This is a genomic window from Halorarum halophilum (genome assembly GCF_013401515.1).
Lineage (GTDB): Archaea > Halobacteriota > Halobacteria > Halobacteriales > Haloferacaceae > Halorarum > Halorarum halophilum.
Genome location: NZ_CP058529.1, coordinates 384,076 through 400,462, shown reverse-complemented (window position 1 = coordinate 400,462; position 16,387 = coordinate 384,076). Strand labels below are relative to the sequence as shown.

The following is a 16,387-nucleotide window of genomic DNA, read 5'->3' as shown; positions in this document are numbered from 1 at the left end:
CGTCAGTCCGCCGTCGCCTCGTCGCCGACCGTCGTCGCGTTGGCGTCCTTCACCCAGAGGTCGCCGAACAGGTCGTCCTGCTGGAGCGTGAGCGCCCCGCGGTGTGCGAGGAAGAGGAGCGCGAGGTAGGTCATGACCGGGGTCTCGGCCGACTCGCCGCCGCGGAGTTCGCGGAACAGGACCTCCGCGCGCCCGCGCTCGTAGTGGGGGCGCAGGCGGGCGCGGACGTCGTCGATGACTGCCTCGATGTCCTCCTCGTGGGTCGCGCCGGTGACGTCGCCCTCGCCGGGTTCGCCGTCGCGCCGGAGGTCGTCGCCGCCGTGGTACTCCAGCGTCTGGGTCCCCCGCGAGAAACCGCGGGGCGAGTCGCTGGTGTCGTACTCGCGGGACTCCTTCCACCAAGTGCCGCGCTCGGCGTCGCGGAGTTCCCGGACGAGTTCGTCCAGCGTCTCGGGCGAGCCACGGGTGGACTTGCGCTCGATGCGACGGTCCATCTCCTCCTCCAGCGCGTCGACGGGGTCGAAGCCGGCGAACTCCCCATCGTCCGGGTCGCCGTCCATCGGGCCGCGCTCGAAGGCGGCCTCCCAGGGTTCGATCTCCTCGACCTCCTCCTCGTCGTCCTCGGCGAGCATCGCGTCGGACTTCATCCGGAGGAGCACCGACGCGTAGAACAGCGCGCGCCCGCCGGTCCGGAGGTCTGCGGAGTCCAGCCGTTCGAGGAAGGCGTCGGTCACCTCCACCACGTCGATGTCCCACGGATCGATCTCCCCCTCCTCGGCGAGCTGGACGAGCAGTTCGACCGGCTCCACCTTCCCGTCGTCGGACCCCGCCGAGTCGTCGCTCACGTCGGGGATGACCTCCTCCGGCGTCTCAATCATCGGCGCTCACCCCCGCGCCCTCGACGTCGCCGTCCTCGCCGAGCTGGATGCCCGTGACGGCCGAGACGTTGTCCTCCTGCATCGTCACGCCGATGGCGCGCTCGGAGCGTTCGAGCAGCGCCGAACGGTGGCTGACGACGACGAACTGCGCGTCGCCCGCGAGCTCGTCGACCATCTCGCCGACGCGCTCGGCGTTGACGGCGTCGAGGAACGCGTCGATCTCGTCGAGCGCGTAGAACGGCGCCGGGTTGTGCCGCTGGATGGCGAAGATGAACGCCAGCGCGGTGAGCGACTTCTCGCCGCCCGACATCGCGTCGAGCCGCTGGACTGGCTTGTCCGCGGGCTGGGCCTTCATCGTCAGGCCGCCGTCGAACGGGTCGTCCTCGTTCTCGAGGACGAGTTCGCCGGTACCGGCCGAGAGCCGCTGGAAGATGTCCTGGAACTGCTCGTCGATCGCCTCGTAGGCGTCCATGAACGTCCCCTTCTTCTCGGCCTCGAACCGTTCGATGCGCTCCTCGATGGCGTCGCGCTCCTCGGCGAGCACGCTCCGGCGCTCCTGCATGCCCTCCAGGTCCGACTGGACCTCGTCGTACTCGTCGATGGCGAGCATGTTCACCGGTTCGAGCGCCTCCATCTCGCTCTCGAGTCGGTCGATCTCCGATTCGACCGTGTCGTGGTCCGGCACGTCCTCCGGGTCGTAGTCGCCGACCTGGTCCTCCAGCTCGTCGATCTCCCAGTCGAGACGCTCGGCGGTCTCGCGCAGCGAGTCGAGCTTGGACTGGACGCGCTCCACGTCGGCCTCCTGTTCGTCGCGGGACTCCTTCGCCTCGCGGAGCTCCTCGCGCACGGCCTCGCGGTCCTCCTTCAGGTCCGAGAGCTCCTCCTCGAGTTCGGCGATCGCGTCCCGCTTGTCCTCGAGGCCGGCCTCCCGGTCCTCGATCTCCGCCTCGAATTCGGCGATGCGCTCCTCGGCGTCTGCCTTCTTGTTCTGGGCCTCCTCGACTGCGTCGTGGAGGTCGTCGATGGCGTCCTCGGCGTACTGCTTCTGGAGCTGGAGCTCGTTGAGGTCGCCGTCGAGGTCGTCCATCCGGTCCTCCAGCTCCGAGACCTCCTCGCGGATCTCGTCGGCCCGCGCGGAGAGCTCGGGGATCCTCGAGTCCTGGAGCTCCGCCTCGAGATCGGCGATGTCGGCCTCGACCGCCCGGATCTCCTCCTCGCGCTCGTCGAGCTCCTCGTCGAGTTCGGTCATCTCCTCGTCGACCGACTCGCGCTCCGCGCGGAGCTCGTCGAGCCGGTTCTCGAGCCCGTCGATCCGCTGCTCCTTGGCCGACACGTTCTGTTCGGCGAGCTCGAGGTCGCCCTTGACGTCGCGCACCTTGTCGGCGGCGTCCGAGGCCCGCGAGCGGGCGTCCTCGAGGTCGTCCTCGACGTCGGCGATGTCGGCCTTCAGCGCCTGTCGGTCGTCCTCGAGCGAGTGGATCTCCTCGGCGACGCGCTCGAGCTTCCCCTTCCCGGACTTCGAGAAGGCGAACCGCGTACCGCTGCCCGAGCCGCCGGTCATCGCGCCCGAGCGCTCGACGAGGTCGCCGTCGAGCGTGACCATCCGGAAGTCGCCCATCAGGTTCCGCGCGGTGTTCATGTCCTCGACGACGAGCGTCGAGCCGAGCACGTACGAGAAGATCCCCTCGTAGCGCGGCTCGTAGTCGACGAGGTTCCGCGCGAAGTCGACGACGCCGGGGTCGTTCGGCAGTCGCGGGAGGCCGCGCTCGTCCATCTCCGTGATGGGCAGGAACGTCGCCCGGCCCGCGTTGCGCTGCTTCAGGTAGTCGATGCACTGCGAGCCGACGCCGTCGTCGTCGACGACGACGTTCGCCAGCCGGCCGCCCGCCGCGTTCTCACACGCCTTGGCGTATTCGGAGGGGACGGACGCGAGTTCGCCGACCGGTCCGTGGACGCCCGAGAACTCGGCGTTCGAGACGGTCGTGACCGAGCGCGGCCAGGACGAGTCGCCCGAGTTCGACGCCTGCGCGTCAAGCTTCGAGTACTCCTGCTGCTTCTCGCGGATGTCCTCCTCGACTTCGCTGAGGTCCCACTGGAGCTCCTTCTTCTCCGCCTGCAGCTCCTCGATGACGCCCTCGGCGGTCTCCTTGTTCTTCTCGGCCTTGTCGAGCTCCGAGTGGAGGTCGGACACCCGCCGCTTCAGCTTGGGGAGCTCCTCCTCGGTCTCCTGCAGGTCGGTCTCGTGCTCCGAGATCTCGTTCGAGCGTCGGCGGGCCTCGTCGAGCAGGCGGTCCTTCTCCCGCTGGAGCTCGTTCTTGGCCGACTTCAGCTCCTCCAGTTCCGCCTTCCGCTCGGCGAGGTCCTCCTTCAGCTCGTCGTACGCCGTGTCCGCGTTGTCGATCTCGGCCTCGACCTCCGCGAGTTCGGTCTGCTTCGAGGCGACCGTCGACTTCAGGTTCGCCTTCTCGACTTTCACCTCGCGGATGTCCGCCTCCAGCTCCTCGACCTCCTCGCCCTTGCGGTCGATGTCGATGAACGCGCCGCGCCGTTCGTTCTCGGCCTCCTCGACGCGCTCCTCCTGGTTCTCGATCTTGCCCTCGAGCCGCGACACCTCGCCCTTGATCTCCTCGATCTCGGCCTTGATGGCGAGCTGTTCGTCCTCGCCCTTCCGCTCGATCTCGCGGTTCAGCTCGTCGAGGTCGGCCTGGAGGTCGTCGACGACCGACTGTCGCTCCTCGAGTTCCTCGCGGAGCCCCTCGAGTTTCTCCTCGCTGGTGTCGATGCGCGACTCGGTGGAGTCGAGGTCGGCGCGCTTGTCCTCGAGTTCCGCGGCCATGAGGTAGCCCTCGTACTCCCCTTTCTCCTCGCGGAGGTCCTTGTACCGGAGGGCGGTCTCGCGCTCGTCCGAGAGCTGCTCGAGGCGCCCCTCCTTCTCCTCGATCCGGAGGTCGGCCTCGTCGATGCGCTCCTCGACCGTCTCGAGTTCGGCGAACGCGTCCTCCTTCTTCGCGTCGAACTCGGCGACGCCGGCGATCTCGTCGATGATCTCGCGCCGCTGGAACGGCGTCATGTTGATGATCTCGGTGACGTCGCCCTGCATGACGACGTTGTACCCCTCAGGGGTGACGCCCGCCTGCGCGAGCAGGTCCCGGATGTCGGAGAGGTTCACCGAGCGGTCGTTCAGGTAGTAGTAGGAGTAGTAGTTCTCGTCCGTCTCCTTCACGCGCCGACGGATGCTGATCTCCTCCACGTCGCCGACCTTGTCGGTGCCCGCCGCGTTGACGACCTGCGACCTGTCGACGTTGCCGTCGCTGTTGTCGAGGATCACCTCGACGCTCGCCTCCCGGACGCCACCGCCCGTCGCCTCGCCATCGTCGCCGGGGTTGTAGATGAGGTCGGTGAGTTTCTCCGCGCGGATGCCGCGCGTTCGCGCGAGACCCAGCGCGAACAGGACGCCGTCGATGATGTTCGACTTGCCGGACCCGTTCGGGCCGGTGATGACGGTGAAGTCCTCGTAGAAGGGGATTCGGGTCTTGCGCCCGAAGCTCTTGAAGTCGTTAAGAACGAGTTCCTTGATGTGCATGTGATGTGTGCCGGTTGGACCCGTATGGTGTTCTTCGGGAACGGGTAACCCGGATCGGCGTGTCGCTTACGCGACGATGATGTCGTCCGTCTCCTCCGATTCGCTACCGTCGTCGCTGGCCCCGTCGTCCTCGGCGTCCACTTCGTCGGCGCCCTCGGGCGAGCCCTGCGACGCGTCCGCCTCCGACCGGTTCGCGTCGGCCGCGTCGGCGGTGGCCGACGAGTTCGGAACGAACTCGGCGTGGGAGCCGCGCGACGACTCCTCCTGCCGGACGTCGGCGGCCGACTCGAGCTGGTTGATCCGCTCTTTCGACTCCACCAGTTCCTCGGTCAGTCCGTCGACCGCCGCCTGGAGTTCCGCAACCTGCGTTTCGAGGTCTTCCACCCGGTTTCCCATGTACGGGTTGGGTCGGCCCTGACGTATAAACCTGTGTCAGACAATCGAATGACGGCCGGTTCGCTCGAAACGCTTGTATTCGGGTATTTCGGGGCTTCTTCCCCGTTTAGGGGGTGGTAGTTTATAAATCATTCCACGCTATACGAAACCCGTTGTTCGGTCCGAGACCCCCGCTATCCGGGATCTGACCGGCGCCGCCGCCGAAGCGACCGTCTCGCGGCGACTCAGGACCGATCAGTCGTCCGCGGACGGAGCTTCGGGGACGAGAACCGGCGTCGAGACGACGGACGGGAGAGCATCCGAACCACAACCCCCAAACCCTCGGCCCGCCGACTCGTCGCCCATGAATCTTCGCGCCGCCCGTGGCGTCGGTGTCGCGGCCCTGGTCTTCCTCGTCGTCCAGGTCGGGGCGGTGTCGCTCGTCCCCGCCTTCGACTCGGCCGGCTATCAGGCGGTCGAGAACCCGCAGAACCCGACGAACAGCCTCGTCTACCTCGTCGCCATCCTGGTCGTAACCGCGCTGATGCTCGCAGCGTTCCGGTACAACCTGGACCTGGTCATCCGGGGGGTGATCGTGGCCTCGTCCGGCATGCTCGCCTGGTACGTGTTCTCGATCGTGCTCCCCTCGACGGCGGCGCTCGTCGCCGCGGGAGCCGTCGCTGTCGCGCTCTGGGTGTACCCGGAGTGGTACGTCATCGACACCGCCGGCGCGCTCATGGGCGCCGGTGCGGCCGGACTGTTCGGCATCAGTTTCGGCCTCCTGCCGGCGATCATCCTCCTCTCCGTGCTGGCGGTGTACGACGCAATCTCGGTGTACGGTACCGAGCACATGCTCGACCTGGCCGAGGGTGTCATGGCGCTCCGCATCCCCGTCGTGCTCGTCATCCCGCTCACCTGGTCGTACTCGCTGCTCGACGCCGACTTCTCGGGCGAGTCTGGGGAGGCGAACGGGTCGGTCGAGGGGGACAACAAGACCGATGGTGACACGACGGCGGGGGTTGCTGACGAGGCGAACGACACCCCCACGGACGCGGAGAGACAGGTGGAGGGCGTCGATCCCGACGACCGGGAGGTGTTCTTCATCGGCCTCGGCGACGCCGTGATGCCGGCGGTGATGGTCGCCTCGGCGGCGTTCTGGTCCCCCGCGACGCCCCTCGGGATCGCCGGTCTGCCGGCGATGGGGCTCCCCTCGCTGCTGGCGATGGTCGGCACCTTCCTCGGACTCGGTCTCCTCCTCCGGATGGTGTTGAAGGGGCGTGCCCACGCGGGACTCCCGCTGTTGAACGGCGGCGCCATCGGCGGCTACCTGCTCGGGTCCGTCCTCGCCGGCGTCCCTCTGGCGACCGCACTCGGCATCGGGACGTACCTGTGACCGACCTCGGCGCGATCGATCCCCGAGTTCGCGGTGCGCTCGGGACCGGCGCGCTGTTCCTCGCGGTGCAGGTTCTCGCGGTCGCCGTCGCCCCACGCCTCGCGTCGAGCGGCGTCAGCTACGGCGAGGGCGGCGACGCGCTCGTCCCACTCGTCCTCGGCCTCGTCGTCGGGACGCTCCTCTCGCTCGCCGTCGTTCGGTACCGACGGAGCGAACGCCTCGTGCGCGGCGTGATGCTCCTCTCGCTCGGCGTCGCCATCTGGGTCGCGCTGTCGGCGTTCCTCGGGCCAGTCCCCGGCGCGATCGGCGCGGCCGTCGGCGCGGCCCTCGCCTGGCGAGTGCCGCGCTGGGAGGTCCGGAACGTCGTCGCCGTCGTCGGTGTCGCGGGCGCGGCGGGGCTGTTCGGCGCGAGCCTCTCGCCGGGGTACGCGCTCGCCGCGCTCATCGTCGCCGCGGGCTACGACGCCTACGCGGTCTACGTCTCGGGGCACATGCGAACCGTCGCGGAAGCGAGCGAGCGGATGGAGGTCCCCGCGATGTTCGTCGTCCCGACGGACGCCGACTACGGCGACCGCGGCTCCCTCGGCGGGAACGGCGGCGGGAAACCGGTGGCGACGGCGCTGGGTGCGGGCGACGCGCTCTTCCCGGCGATGCTTACGGCCAGCGCCGCGGTCGAGCACGCGACCGGCGCCTGGTTCGGACACGCGCCACCGCTCGTACTCGGCCTCGCACCGCGGGCGTTCGGCTCGCTCCTCGGCTCGCTGGTCGGGTTCGCGGCGCTCCAGATCCTCGTCCAGCGTCGCGGCGGGATCCACGCGGGGCTCCCGTTCGTCAACGGTGGCGCAGTTTTGGGGTTCCTGCTCGCCGTGCTGTTCGGCCCGGCCGTCGTCTGAGAGGGTCGGTGAGAACGGTGTGGGGGGAACACTCCGGCCGGGAACCTCGGGTTTGTCGTCGCGGTCCGTCAGGCGGGCCCCGCGCCGTCGCGGATCTTGACGGCCATACCGGTGTCGAAATCCAGCATTCCCTCTGCCGACAGTTCCGCCCGGCCGACGCCGAGCAGGTCCCCCTCGACGTGGACGACGGCCACCTCGTCGTGGGGCCTGACCGCAGGGTCGACCTCGGTCACGAACTTCGCGAAGACGTTCTTCCCGTCGCGGACGAACGGCGCGCTCTCGTCGCCGACGACGACGCTGTAGACGGGATGGTCGAGCGCCGCCCGGAGCCGACGACCACCCTCCAGGCCGAGCGTGAAGCGGCCGTCGGTCCGGTAGGAGACGACCCGCTCGCCGTCCGCGACGACCTGTCTCGGACGACCGCTGGTCGATCGTCGGACCTCCACCTCGTCGTCGGGGAACAGCGCCGAACCGGCGCCGGCGCCGAACTGGTAGTCGGCGACGGTACGGAGGTCCGCGACGGTGGGCGTGGAACTCACAGCAGGAACGTGTCCTCCCGTTCGCCCATGTCGACGAAGGCGTCGGCGGCCTCGACGAGTTCCGTCGCCGTGGAGGAGCCGAAGCTCATCACCTCGATCCGGACGCCCTCGTGACGGAGGTGCGAGCAGAGGCGCGCGAAGTCCCCGTCGCCGCTGCAGAGGACGACCGTGTCGACGTGGTCGGCGAGCGACACGGCGTCGAGGCTCATGCCCAGGTCCCAGTCGGCCTTCTTCGACCCGTCGCCGAACGTCTTGATGTCCTTGATCTTGGTCTCGAAGCCTATGTCCCGCAGCGCCTCGAAGAACGACTCCTCCTCCGGGGAGTCCGCTCGGATGACGTAGGCGATAGCCCGAGTCAGCGTCCGGTCCTGGACCGCCTTCTCCAGCATCGACGAGTAGTCGATGTTGCGCGAGTAGACGCTCTGGGCGGAGTGGTAGAGGTTCTGTGAGTCGACGAGGACGGCGACCCGCTGGCCGGGGTGAATCTCGGTCATTACGTCCGTGGTGTCGGACCGGCGGTTTAGTCGTGTCGGGGTCCGTTCCGTCCCAAGTGTCGGGACGGGGCGTCCTCACACCGGACTCAGTTCCCACCGCCGCTCGCCAGTCGCCCGTATCCGTCCCGGTAGACGAGCAGGGTCGAGGGAATCAGCAGGAAGGCGGCAGCTCCAGCCCACCACAGCGCCTGTGTGTACGGGTCAGGTGGACCGAGGAACACGGCGACCACCATCGCCACAGTCGACGCGAGGGCCACCGTTCCCGCACCGCGTTCTACCCCGCTAGCCGGCCGTTTCCGGTCGTACCGTCGCCGGTAGACGAGGAGGTAGTAGAGCAAGAGCGGGAAGAAGAACAGCGCCAGACCACCCCAAAGCCAGGGTGTACGAGCGCCGCGTGCGTCCGCGTCGGCGGTCACCCAGTAGCCGACCGAGAGCCACATTACGATGAACGCACCGAGGAGCGCGTAGTAGCCGATGGAGGGCATCGTCGGGTCGTTTCGTCGTGTCGACAAATCGGTGTCGGTGACGATCGAGGTCGTTCGAGCGACGCGACCACGTAGCGTTTTACCGGATGCCGCCGCAGGTGGAGCCATGACCGAGTCGGACGCCCGCGAGGCCAGCCTCGTCGACGCCTTCACGACCGAACCGCTCGCGGGCAACGCCGCAGGGGTGGTCCCGGACGCCGGGGGGCTCACGGACGAACAGATGCGGGCGGTCGCGCGCGAACTCTCCGTCAGCGAGACGGCGTTCCTGCATCCCTCCGACGAGGCCGATCGGGCGGTCCGGTACTTCTCGCCGACCACGGAGGTCGACCTCTGCGGTCACGCGACGATCGCCTCGCACGCCCGACTGTTCGAACGGGGAACCATCGAGGCCGGAACCCACTCGCTGGAGACGAACGTCGGCGTCATCGACGTCGAGGTGGCCGAGGGAGGGCGGGTCTGGATGAGCCAGAACGACCCGTCGATCCACGAGGTCGAGGAGTCCTACGAACGGGTCGGCGACGCGCTGGGTTGCGACCCGAACGCGATGCGGGACGTGGGTGCCGACCTCCCGCTGGCGTACGCCAGCACCGGCCTCCCGTTCCTCGTCGTCCCGGTCAACTTCCTCGAAGCGCTCGGCGGAATGGACCCGGACCTGGAGGCGGTCGCGGCGCTGGCCGAGGACCACGACGCGGCCGGCGTCTACGCGTTCACCTTCGACACGCTGGACGCGGACGCGACCGTCCACGGGCGGTGTTTCGTCCCCGGCGTCGGCATTCCGGAGGACCCGGTGACGGGCACCGCCTCCGGCGCCTGCGGGGCGTACCTCGGTCGGTTCGCCGCGTTCGACAGCGGTGGGGGCAGCGTGGAAGACCGGGCGACCGGCGACGAGGGCGAGGAGGCGGACGACGGACACGGGACCCCCGACGAGATGCTGTTCGAGCAGGGGCACTACGTGGACCGGCCGGGGACGGTGCGCGTCCGCGCCGCTGGCGGCGGCCCCCCGGCCGTCGGCGGCGACGCGGTCACGTCGTTCGAGGGGACGATCTCCGTCCCGGGGTCCGACGAGGACGACATCATCGAGGCGTAGCTCCGATTCGGCCTGCAGTCTCGCGATTTTCCCCACAGACTCCGTTCCGTCACCAGCTCGGATGACTTCGGTAACAGCTCCCTACCGGGAGCCAGGATACACTCGGTCGCGAGTAGTGTTTTCTCCATCCTTGCGCGGGTCGGAACCTTCTTTATCGAGTCGGCGGTCCCCACGAACACGAAATGGCTGTACTTTGGCTGGACGACGTGTCGGCCGGCGACCTGGAGACGGTCGGCGGCAAGGCGGCCTCGCTGGGCGAACTCACCGGCGCGGGCCTCCCGGTCCCGCCGGGCTTCGTGGTCACCGCCGGTACCTATCGGACGTTCATCGAGGAGGCGGGCATCGACGAGGAACTGTTCGCCGCGATGGAGATCGACCCCGAGGACAGCGCCGCGCTGAAGCAGGCTCAGGAGACGGCACACGAGCTCATCCTCGGCACGGACCTCCCCGACGAGGTGGCCGAGGAGATCATCGACACCTACCGAACGATGGGAGAGGACGGCGAGGCGTTCGTCGCCGTCCGATCGTCGGCCACCGCGGAGGACCTCCCCGACGCCTCCTTCGCCGGCCAGCAGGAGACGTTCCTCAACGTCCGCGAGGAGGCGCTCATCCGGCGCGTGAAGGAGTGCTGGGCGTCGCTGTTCTCCCAGCGAGCCATCTACTACCGCCAGCAGAAGGGGTTCCCCCACGACGAGGTCGACATCGCCGTCGTCGTCCAGCGGATGGTCGACGCCGAGAAGTCGGGCGTGATGTTCACCAGCCACCCCTCCACCGGCGAGCCGCAGATCATCATCGAGGCGGCGTGGGGCCTCGGCGAGGCGGTCGTCTCCGGCTCGGTCTCGCCGGACAACTACGTCGTCGACCGCGAGACGGCAGCCGTCGACGAGGTCACCGTCGCGGACAAGAAGGTGATGATGGAGAAGGACCTTGAGACGGGCGAGACGGTCGAGCGCGACGTCCCCGAGGACCGACGCGAGGAGCGCGTGCTCTCGGACGCGGAGATCGAGCGGCTCGTCGAACTCGGACGGCTCGTCGAGGACCACTACGGCGACCCGCAGGACGTGGAGTGGGCCATCTTCGAGGGCGACGTGTACATGCTCCAGTCCCGTCCCATCACGACCATCTCCGACCCGGCCGGCGTCGACGACCGCGACCGAACCGGCGACCCGGCCGGCGAGGCGGCCTCCACCCCCGGCTCCGGCGCGACCGGCGCCACGGACGGTGGTGACGGCAACGACGAGGAGTTGCTCCGCGGCCTCGGCGCCTCCCCCGGCATCGTCTCCGGCGCTGTTCGGATCGTCACCAAGCTCGATCACCTCGACCAGGTCGCCGACGGTGACATCATCGTGACCGAGATGACGATGCCCGACATGGTGCCCGCGATGAAGCGGGCGGACGGCATCGTCACCGACGAGGGGGGCATGACCTCCCACGCCGCCATCGTCTCCCGGGAGCTCGGCGTCCCGGCGGTAGTCGGCACCGGCTCCGCCACGCGGACGCTGGAGGACGGTCAGATCGTCACGATCGACGGCGACAAGGGGACCATCCGCGAGGGTTCGGCGGCCGACCGCGGCGTCGAGGAGTACGAACCCGTCGAGTCGGTTCGCCCCGAGACTCCGGTGAAGCCGATGACCGCGACCGAGGTCAAGGTGAACGTCTCCATCCCCGAGGCCGCGGAGCGCGCCGCCGCGACCGGCGCGGACGGCGTCGGCCTGCTCCGTATCGAGCACATGGTGCTCTCGCTCGGCAAGACGCCGGCCAAGTACATCGCCGACAACGGCGAGGACGCGTACGTTCAGGAGCTCGTCGACGGGATCCGCGGCGTCGCCGAGGAGTTCTACCCGCGGCCGGTCCGGGCTCGGACGCTCGACGCCCCGACCGACGAGTTCCGCGAACTCGAGGGCGGCGAGGACGAGCCGAACGAGCACAACCCGATGCTCGGCTGGCGCGGCGTCCGTCGCTCGCTGGACAAGACGGACGTGTTCGAGAAGGAGCTCCGGGCGTTCCAGGAGCTGTGGGGGATGGGCTACGACAACCTCGAACTCATGCTCCCCCTGGTGAACGACGCCGAGGACGTCCGGCGGGCGAAGTCGATCATGCGCGACGTCGGCATCGACGTCGAGAAGCAGCGCTGGGGCGTGATGATCGAGACCCCGGCGTCCGCCCTCTCCATCGAGGAGATGGCGTCCGAGGGCATCGACTTCGCCTCCTTCGGCACGAACGACCTGACGCAGTACACCCTCGCGGTGGACCGGAACAACAGCAACGTCGCCGACCGGTTCGACGAACTCCACCCGACCGTGCTCGAACTCATCGCCGACGTCATCGGGACGTGCCGGGAGCTCGGGGTCGACACGAGCATCTGCGGTCAGGCGGCCTCGAAGCCCGACATGGTCGACTTCCTCGTCGAGGAGGGCATCACCTCCATCTCGGCGAACATCGACGCCGTCCGGGACGTCCAGCACGAGGTCAAGCGCACCGAACAGAAGCTCGTGCTCGACTCGGTTCGCTGATACCGGGCGAGAGAAGCCCTCTCACTGCTGATTTATCCCTCGACGTCGCGTAGGAACTGGTAACTCCCTCGAGGAGTCCACATCATGCCGATCACCGCCGACACCAGTTCACCCGTGCCACCATCCGAGACGACGACTCGTTCCGATCGTCCCCGTGCAGCAGGCGTCGCCGTCGGCATCACTCTCGCCGCCTTCATCGTCTCGGCCGCCGTCGGCGTCGGGCTCATCGTACCCGCGGTGCTACTCGGCCTGGACGTGGACGTTTCGGACCCCGCCGTCTTCCTCTCGCTGACGGTCGCCGGACAGGTCGGCTTCCTCGCCGTCGCCCTCGCGTACGCCCGCCGACGCGGCCTCCGGATCCGTACCGCCGTCCCGACGCGGCGCGAGGTAGGCTACGTCGTCGGCGCCACGGTCGTCGCGCTCGCGGCTGCCACCGGTCTGTCGGTCGTGCTCTCCGAGTTCGGTCTGATCCCGGGGTCGGTCATCGGCGACGCCGCGACCGCCGATGCGACGGTGTTGCTGGGACTGGTCGTCCTCTCCGCCGTCGTCATCGCGCCGATCGAGGAGTTCCTCTTCCGCGGCGTCGTCCAGGGCAGGCTCCGCGAGTCGTTCGGCCCCGTCGGCGCCGTCGCCGGATCCAGCCTCCTGTTCGGTTCGGTCCACCTCCTGAACTACACCGGCTCGCTCGCGGCCGTCGTGGCCGGCGCGCTGCTCATCGCCACGACCGGCGCGGTGCTCGGCGCGGCGTACGAGCGAACTAGGAACCTCGCGGTCCCGACCGTCGCCCACGCCGCCTACAACGCCGTCCTGCTCGGATCCGCCTACCTGCTCGTCTGAAGCAGGAGGGGAACACCGAAACGGAATCGCTATACGACGACCAATCGTCCGTATCCAGTATGCAGCCGTCGGTCGGCGAGCGTCGCCCCCAGTCGTTCGAACGCGTCCTCTCCTCGATGTGCACCGAACCACATCCGGCCGCCAGTCGCGCCGCCGAACGGTTCATCGCGTCGAACCCCGGCGACCCGGGAACCTACGACGCCGTCGCCGACCTGGAGACGGAAGCGGTCGCGGCGCTCGGCGAACTCGCCGGCCTGCCCGAGGCGCACGGGTACGTCACCAGCGGCGGGACGGAGGCGAACGTCCAGGCCGTCCACGCAGCCCGGAACCTCGGGAACGCGGGGAACTCGAACCTGGTCGCCCCCGAGTCCGCCCACTTCAGTTTCAGCAAGGCCGCCGAACTGCTCGGGATGGAACTGCGGACGGTCCCGACCGACGGGGACCACCGCGCCGACGTCGACGCCGTCGCGGCGGCCGTCGACGACGACACGGCGCTCGTCGTCGGCGTTGCCGGCAGTACGGAGTACGGCCGCGTAGACCCGATTCCCGAACTCGCGGCCGTCGCCGAGGATGCTGGCACGCGGTTCCACGTCGACGCCGCCTGGGGCGGGTTCTACCTCCCGTTCACCGACCACGAGTGGGACTTCGCCGACGCCGCGGTCGACACGCTCACCGTCGACCCGCACAAGGTCGGGCGGGCGGTCGTCCCCGCCGGCGGCCTGCTCGCCCGCGACGCGGCGACGCTGGACGCGCTCGCCGTAGAGACCCCCTACCTCGAGACGCCGTCGCAGGCGAGCCTCACCGGCACCCGGTCCGGCGCGGGCGTCGCGTCCGCCGCGGCCGCACTCGCGGAGTTGTGGCCCGCCGGGTACCGCGCGGAGTACGAGCGCGCCGCCGACCTCGCCGCGTGGTTCGCCGGGGAGCTCTCCGAGCGCGGCTACCGCGCCGTCGATCCCGAACTCCCGCTCGTGGCGGTCGACCTCCCCGACCCGCTGTTCGACGAACTGCGCGAGGTGGGGTGGCGAATCACGCGGACGGGGGCGGGGGAGGCCCGCGTGGTCGTGATGCCCCACGTGAGCCGGGAACGACTCGAGGTGTTCCTCGGGACGCTGGACCGGCTGGCCGGAACCGTCGGAGTTTAACCCTACCAAGCGCCATCCTCGGATTAACACGTGTCCCCGCTCCTCGCCACCGCGCTCGATCCACAACTGGTGACCCTGGGGGGCGCCCTCCCACCAGCGTCGATCCTGCCGGAGTTCGGCTGGCTCGAGTCGCTGGTCGAGAGCGCCACGGGGTGGGTCGGGCTCGGCATCATCTTCGTCTACTCGTTCCTCATCGCGTTCGCGCTGCCGGGCGTGAGCGAGATCGTTCTGCTCGCCCCGATCGAACTCGGGCTCGGTCGGTACGCCCACCTGTTCCTCATCATCCTCTTCTCCGGGGTCGGCAAGGCCGCGGGCTCCGTGTTCGCCTTCCACATCGGGCAGGAGGCGAAGGAGTCCGGCCCGATCGTCCGCTGGCTCCGCAACTCGCGGTTCGACATCATCGAGTGGTCCGAATCCCAGACGGCCGAGATCGCTCGAAAGTACGGCTACGCCGGCCTCGCGCTCGCGCTCTGCGTCCCGTTCTTCCCCGACACCGTCTCCATCTACGCGTTCGCCGTCCTCGAACGCGACTACCGGAAGTTCGCGCTGGCCACCTTCGTCGGGAGCGTCGGCCGGCTGCTCGTGACCCTCGGGCTGTGGAGCGCCGGGAACAACGCCATCGCGCTCCTGGAGTGGCTCCTTTAGTCGGCTTCGTTCAGGTTTCAGTCGGCCTGGGTCCGGTTCCGACCCCGTCACGAACGTCGCCTCTCCTCGATGGCCTCTCGGTTACACGCCCGGCTATGCGGACCACAGTTCGATCGGTCCGTCCCGAGTCGAGCCGCTCCGAATCGGTTCGCCTGGTTCCGGTTTTCACCTGTCCCCGACAACCGTGAAGAGTCCAATGGGGGAGCGGAATCCGGAGGTGAACAGTTCCGCGTCTGCGCGTCGTGCAACCCGAATCGTCGGAAACCAGTCACACCGGGAAGGGTAGGACGACCCTGACCCGGGTAGGTTCGCGTCCGACTTCGGGAGAGTCGGGGAGACGTCCCTACGAAGGGAATCTGTGAGCCGGGTCTCGACGTCCAGTTCGCGGTCCGAAATCGCTTGAGGGCGACCGGAATCGGAGCATCACTCGTCGTTGAGTGCCCGATGGTCGACTCGATAACCGCCAGCGATCGGGGCGACCTCAGTGATGCCGTAGAGTCGGATGGACCGTTCGGTCCGGGTCACCACGTCGAAGTCGTAGTGGTCGGCCCGATAATCCGGAGCCTCGTTCCGGTCTTCGAGGAACTCCCGATGCTCCGAAAGCCTCCGCTGTGTCCGCCTTTCGGTGCGGCTCGGTAGCCCGTCGAGGCGGTCCTCGAACTCGGCGGGGAAGCCAGCGTCGCGCTCGACGCCGATCGAGTCGCGCGCAGTAGCCATCGCGGCGAGCGTCGTCGTGCCGGTTCCCCAGAACGGGTCGAGGACGGTGTCGCCGTGCACGGAGAACATCGTCACCAGCCTGTACGGGAGTTCGAACGGGAACGCCGCGGCGCGCTCGCGCGGCGCGTCCAGGCCGAGTTCCTGGTCGACGCCCGTGAGGCCCTCCCAGACGTCGGAGAACCAGCGATTGCGCTCCTCCCAGAAGTAGGCCGCCCCGTACCGGTCCGAGTCGTGGGGTGGGAACGACCTCCGGTCGCCCTTCCGGAAGACCAGTACGTGCTCGTGTTCGAGCGTGACGTAGGCGTTCGGCGGCAGGGTTCCCGAGCCCATGAACTTCGTCGGGGAGTTCGTCGGCTTCCGCCAGAGGATCCCCGGGAGCTGGTCGAACCCGAGCGCGGAGAACGACTCGGTGATGCGCGCGTGGTTGGAGTAGAGCCGGAACCGGTCCGCCAGCGATCGTGTCGCGTCGCCGACGTTGACGCAGACGATCCCGCCCGGCGCCAGGACGCGGTCGAGTTCCGCCCACGCCTCGTCGAGCACTGCGTGCATCAGGTCGAAGGCGCGTTCGCCGTCGCCGGCGTCGAGCGCGTCCGCGACCGCCGGGTCGAGCGCTGCGAACGTCCCATCCCACTGCTCGATCATCGGATACGGCGGCGAGGTCACGACGAGCTCGACGCTGTCGGCCGGGAGGGGAAGCGCCCGGGCGTCGCCGACGCTTATCGCGTGGTGGCTCCGGCGGCGCTCGGGTGGCTCCGGGCCGGTCATCACCCGAAACGGTCTCCCCCCGAGGATAAATCCGGCTATCG

At 68.9% G+C, this 16,387-nt stretch carries 14 protein-coding genes; 7 read left to right on the top strand and 7 right to left on the bottom strand.

Annotation, left to right across the window (positions count from 1 at the left end):
• Positions 1–2 precede the first annotated feature (2 nt).
• From HUG10_RS02050 to HUG10_RS02040, 3 genes are all read right to left on the bottom strand, one after another.
• Positions 3–878: a segregation and condensation protein A gene (locus HUG10_RS02050; protein WP_179167972.1), complete on the bottom strand. Its 876-nt coding sequence runs from the start codon at positions 876–878 to the stop codon at positions 3–5.
• Positions 871–4,461 carry a chromosome segregation protein SMC gene (gene smc / locus HUG10_RS02045; RefSeq protein ID WP_179167971.1) on the bottom strand — a complete coding sequence of 1,197 codons (3,591 nt, stop codon included), beginning with the start codon at positions 4,459–4,461 and terminating at the stop codon, positions 871–873. The genes HUG10_RS02050 and smc overlap by 8 nt, the downstream gene beginning before the upstream one ends.
• 66 nt (positions 4,462–4,527) lie before the next feature.
• On the bottom strand, positions 4,528–4,857 hold the full coding sequence (locus tag HUG10_RS02040) for a DUF7518 family protein (RefSeq protein WP_179167970.1): 330 nt from the start codon (positions 4,855–4,857) through the stop codon (positions 4,528–4,530).
• 343 nt (positions 4,858–5,200) lie between these two features.
• On the opposite strand from HUG10_RS02040, the gene HUG10_RS02035 reads away from it, so the two are divergent.
• A complete protein-coding gene (locus tag HUG10_RS02035) occupies positions 5,201–6,229 on the top strand; it encodes a presenilin family intramembrane aspartyl protease PSH (protein ID WP_179167969.1) in 1,029 nt (342 codons plus the stop codon).
• Complete coding sequence (locus tag HUG10_RS02030) at positions 6,226–7,122, top strand: presenilin family intramembrane aspartyl protease PSH (RefSeq protein WP_179167968.1); 897 nt, start codon at positions 6,226–6,228, stop codon at positions 7,120–7,122. The genes HUG10_RS02035 and HUG10_RS02030 overlap by 4 nt, the downstream gene beginning before the upstream one ends.
• 68 nt (positions 7,123–7,190) lie before the next feature.
• Here HUG10_RS02030 and HUG10_RS02025 read toward each other — a convergent pair whose 3' ends face one another.
• From HUG10_RS02025 to HUG10_RS02015, 3 genes are all read right to left on the bottom strand, one after another.
• Positions 7,191–7,661: a PUA domain-containing protein gene (locus HUG10_RS02025; RefSeq protein WP_179167967.1), complete on the bottom strand. Its 471-nt coding sequence runs from the start codon at positions 7,659–7,661 to the stop codon at positions 7,191–7,193.
• Positions 7,658–8,155: a LabA-like NYN domain-containing protein gene (locus HUG10_RS02020; protein ID WP_179167966.1), complete on the bottom strand. Its 498-nt coding sequence runs from the start codon at positions 8,153–8,155 to the stop codon at positions 7,658–7,660. Before HUG10_RS02020 ends, HUG10_RS02025 begins: the two co-directional genes overlap by 4 nt.
• 86 nt (positions 8,156–8,241) lie before the next feature.
• The gene (locus HUG10_RS02015) at positions 8,242–8,640 is read right to left on the bottom strand and encodes a hypothetical protein (protein WP_179167965.1); all 399 of its coding nucleotides are present in this window, start codon (positions 8,638–8,640) and stop codon (positions 8,242–8,244) included.
• 106 nt (positions 8,641–8,746) lie between these two features.
• Between HUG10_RS02015 and HUG10_RS02010 the strand changes: the two genes are divergently transcribed.
• The 5 genes from HUG10_RS02010 (at position 8,747) to HUG10_RS01990 (ending at position 14,864) form a co-directional block, all read left to right on the top strand.
• Entirely contained in the window at positions 8,747–9,727 is a 981-nt protein-coding gene (locus HUG10_RS02010; RefSeq protein WP_179167964.1) for a PhzF family phenazine biosynthesis protein, read from the top strand.
• A gap of 182 nt (positions 9,728–9,909) precedes the next feature.
• Entirely contained in the window at positions 9,910–12,240 is a 2,331-nt protein-coding gene (ppsA, locus tag HUG10_RS02005; protein WP_179167963.1) for a phosphoenolpyruvate synthase, read from the top strand.
• A gap of 84 nt (positions 12,241–12,324) precedes the next feature.
• A complete protein-coding gene (locus tag HUG10_RS02000) occupies positions 12,325–13,077 on the top strand; it encodes a CPBP family intramembrane glutamic endopeptidase (protein ID WP_179167962.1) in 753 nt (250 codons plus the stop codon).
• A 59-nt stretch (positions 13,078–13,136) separates the two neighbouring features.
• Entirely contained in the window at positions 13,137–14,219 is a 1,083-nt protein-coding gene (gene mfnA, locus HUG10_RS01995) for a tyrosine decarboxylase MfnA (protein ID WP_179167961.1), read from the top strand.
• Positions 14,220–14,294: 75 nt separating this feature from the next.
• Positions 14,295–14,864, top strand: a complete 570-nt coding sequence (locus HUG10_RS01990) for a YqaA family protein (RefSeq protein WP_246310272.1) — start codon at positions 14,295–14,297, stop codon at positions 14,862–14,864.
• 423 nt (positions 14,865–15,287) lie between these two features.
• Here the strand turns inward: HUG10_RS01990 and HUG10_RS01985 are convergent, their stop codons facing one another.
• Positions 15,288–16,346 carry a DNA-methyltransferase gene (locus HUG10_RS01985; RefSeq protein ID WP_179167960.1) on the bottom strand — a complete coding sequence of 353 codons (1,059 nt, stop codon included), beginning with the start codon at positions 16,344–16,346 and terminating at the stop codon, positions 15,288–15,290.
• Between the last annotated feature and the right edge of the window lie 41 nt (positions 16,347–16,387).

Excerpts from the sequence above, each read along its gene's own strand:
- HUG10_RS02000 (WP_179167962.1), top strand. The coding sequence starts at position 12,325 with ATGCCGATCACCGCCGACACCAGTTCACCCGTGCCACCATCCGAGACG.
- HUG10_RS02015 (WP_179167965.1), bottom strand. The coding sequence starts at position 8,640 with ATGCCCTCCATCGGCTACTACGCGCTCCTCGGTGCGTTCATCGTAATG.
- HUG10_RS01985 (WP_179167960.1), bottom strand. The coding sequence starts at position 16,346 with ATGACCGGCCCGGAGCCACCCGAGCGCCGCCGGAGCCACCACGCGATA.
- HUG10_RS02020 (WP_179167966.1), bottom strand. The coding sequence starts at position 8,155 with ATGACCGAGATTCACCCCGGCCAGCGGGTCGCCGTCCTCGTCGACTCA.
- HUG10_RS02050 (WP_179167972.1), bottom strand. The coding sequence starts at position 878 with ATGATTGAGACGCCGGAGGAGGTCATCCCCGACGTGAGCGACGACTCG.
- smc (WP_179167971.1), bottom strand. The coding sequence starts at position 4,461 with ATGCACATCAAGGAACTCGTTCTTAACGACTTCAAGAGCTTCGGGCGC.
- HUG10_RS02010 (WP_179167964.1), top strand. The coding sequence starts at position 8,747 with ATGACCGAGTCGGACGCCCGCGAGGCCAGCCTCGTCGACGCCTTCACG.
- HUG10_RS02035 (WP_179167969.1), top strand. The coding sequence starts at position 5,201 with ATGAATCTTCGCGCCGCCCGTGGCGTCGGTGTCGCGGCCCTGGTCTTC.
- HUG10_RS02040 (WP_179167970.1), bottom strand. The coding sequence starts at position 4,857 with ATGGGAAACCGGGTGGAAGACCTCGAAACGCAGGTTGCGGAACTCCAG.
- mfnA (WP_179167961.1), top strand. The coding sequence starts at position 13,137 with ATGCAGCCGTCGGTCGGCGAGCGTCGCCCCCAGTCGTTCGAACGCGTC.
- ppsA (WP_179167963.1), top strand. The coding sequence starts at position 9,910 with ATGGCTGTACTTTGGCTGGACGACGTGTCGGCCGGCGACCTGGAGACG.